Annotated in this window: 2 protein-coding genes; both read left to right on the top strand. The window is 66.6% G+C overall.

The window, feature by feature from the left end; genetic code table 11:
* The first annotated feature begins 213 nt into the window (after nt 1–213).
* Nucleotides 214–1938 carry a substrate-binding domain-containing protein gene (locus WBQ44_RS23375; RefSeq protein ID WP_495569039.1) on the top strand — a complete coding sequence of 575 codons (1725 nt, stop codon included), beginning with the start codon at nt 214–216 and terminating at the stop codon, nt 1936–1938.
* 3 nt (nt 1939–1941) lie between these two features.
* Nucleotides 1942–2796: metallophosphoesterase (locus tag WBQ44_RS23370; RefSeq protein ID WP_495569038.1), on the top strand; the 855-nt coding region annotated here is incomplete at its 3' end.

Genomic DNA, 2796 nt, shown 5'->3' with positions numbered 1-2796 from the left:
CCCGACATACAACGACCTCGCACCGGACTTCGCGAACAACATCGCTTTCCAAGCCGCAAGCGACTTGATCTTCCAGGGCACCAGCCAACCCAACGGCTACACCGAGCCGATCCTGCACCGCCGCAGGCGGGAGTACAAGGCCGCCGGTACGAGTGCTCACTGACCCGGGCATGAGTTCTCACCGAACTCGCCGCGGCTTGTAACCTTCCTCCCGTGGGCGAACATCGAACTTCGGGGGGAACCCGCGGAATCAGCAAGGGCCCGTTGATCGCGGTGGGCACCATCGTCGTGGTGGTGCTCGCCGTGCTCGGGTGGTTTCAACTACGAGATCGAATAGCCGACCAGGGAGCCCAGGCCGCGGAGACGTGTGTCGAGGGTGACCGGGTCGTTCCCGTCACCGTCGATCCGGATATCGCGGCGCCGCTCACCGAGCTGGCGGAGCGATACACCGACACCGGGCCGGTGGTACGCGATCACTGCGTATCGGTGACGGTATCGCCGGCTTCGTCGGAGGCAGTCGAGGTCGCCCTCGGATCGGGTGCGCCCTGGGACAGCGCTGCACTCGGCGCGTATCCCGCACTGTGGATTCCGAGCTCTTCGGATTTCTTGACCGGGCTGCCGCTCGGCACGGTGGACGGGACCCCGCGCTCGGTGGCGAGTACCCCGGTGGTCCTCGCCGGCACCGAACAACTCACCTCCGCACTGACCGCCGCGGGTGTCGGGTGGACCGACCTACCTCGGCTGCAGTCGGCCCAGGACGGCCTCGACGCGCTCGGGCTTGCCCAATGGGGCGGACTTCGAATGCAACTTCCCCTCGGCCCTGACTCAGATGCCACCTCGGCGGCTCTCGCTGCGGTCGCGGCTACAGCGACGGACGTCGCGCGGGGCGAGCCGACCGCCGACTCGTTCCGATCAGCACCCGTCGTCGACGCGCTGTCGGAACTCGCCCGAACCGATCGAGGTACTTCCGCGGTGACGCAAGAGGCAACCGCTGCCGCTCTGACACGGTTAGCCGGTAAAACCGGAGCCGACGCGGAGTTTCACGTCGTTCCCGTCACCGAGCAGCAGCTGCGCACTCATGCCCCGGGCAACCTGACCGCGTTCGTTCCCGCAGGTGCCAAACCCGTCGCGGACCACCCCGCCGCGATTCTCACCGGCACGACCCCCGACGAAACTCTCGGTCGTACCGCTGCTCAATTCGTCGACTTCGTCCGGCAACCGGCGAACGCACAGCTGTTGACAGACGCCGGATTTCAGCTCGACGTGTCGCCGTCCGAGGCGCCGCGAATGCAACCGGAAGCACGAGGGGCACTACTGGACATCGTCCGGAATCCAGCGACCGAAATCCGCGCCACGGTGCTGCTGGACGTCTCGGGTTCGATGGACACCCCCGAAGGCGGGCAGACCAGGCTGCAGAACACGGCGACTGCGCTGGCCCGGCAGTTCGAGACCGTCGTGGACGGCACCGAGCTCGGCCTGTGGGCGTACAGCGATAACCTGGACGGCGACCGCGCGTACCGCACCATCGTTCCGACGGGGCCGGTTGCCGCGCCCTTCGCTACGGGCACGCGACGCGCCGAACTCGTCGCCGCACTCGGTGCCCTACGACCGGAGACGGCGACCTCGACCTACGAGGCTGTGCGGGCTGCATACGCCGCGGCCCTCGACGGTTTCGCCCCGGGGAGACCAAACCGGCTGCTGCTCGTCACGGACGGCCCGAACGACGATGTATCCGTCTCGTCGGATGAGTTCCTGCGCGGCGTGGCCGATGCTGTCGATGCCAACCGCCCCGTCGCAGTCGACATCGTGTCGATCGGAACCAATCCGGATGCTCGCACGTTGCAATCGTTGTCCGACATGACGGGCGGCTCGTTCACCACCGTCGGATCGTCGGAGGGGCCCGAGCTGTCAGACCTCTTCCGAAAGTTGTTGTACTGATCCATGATGCGTCTCATCGGCTTCGGCACCTTCCTGGCGCTCGTCGCACTCCTGTTGCACTGGCGCTATGTTCGAGCCACTCGGGTAGCTCGTCCGTGGTCATTCGTAATCGACGGGGTGCTGGTGGTCACCTGGTTGTTGGCGCTCATCGGTATCGGCTCCGGCGAGGTATTCGACCCCGCGTGGGCGCGTGTGCCGGCGTTCCTCGGCCTGACCTGGCTTGCTGTCGTGCTGTATCTCGTATTGGGAACGTTGCTGGTGGGCATCGTGACATTGGGCATCCGGATCGTCATGGCGGCTCGCCGACGTGAATCCGCTGCGGTCCGGCTGCGCGTCACTCGCATCGGCGCCGCCGCGGTCGCCGTCGTGTCGGTCGTCACGGTCGGCTACGGAATCGTCGAGGCGGCGAACCCCCGCGTCACCCAGACCTCCATTGCCCTCGATCGGCTGCCGGCCGAATTCGACGGCACCCGCGTCGCTCTGATCTCCGATCTTCACGTCGGACCGGCACGAGGTGCCGGCTTCGTCCAACAGGTCGTCGACGATGTCAATGCCCAGTCGCCGGATCTGGTGATTCTCGACGGAGATTTGATCGACGGCACCGTGGACCTTGTGGGTTCGGACCTGGCACCGCTGCGGCAACTGTCGGCGCCGCTAGGGATCTTCGGAGTGAGCGGCAACCACGAGTTCTATGCCGGGGACGGCGGTGCCTGGCTCGATCTGTGGGAGACCCTTGGCGTCACCGTGCTCCGAAACCAGCACGACACCGTCAGCCGCGGCGGCGCGACCATCGACCTCGCGGGAATCAACGATGCGACCGCGCCCGAGCCGTACAAACCCGACCTTGCAGCTGCACTG

Origin of the sequence: Rhodococcus sp. (in: high G+C Gram-positive bacteria), assembly GCF_049591685.1 — a bacterium.
Taxonomy (GTDB): Bacteria; Actinomycetota; Actinomycetes; order Mycobacteriales; family Mycobacteriaceae; genus Rhodococcoides.
Note: the sequence above shows the minus strand (reverse complement) of the source record. Positions and strands in the feature narration are given on the sequence as shown.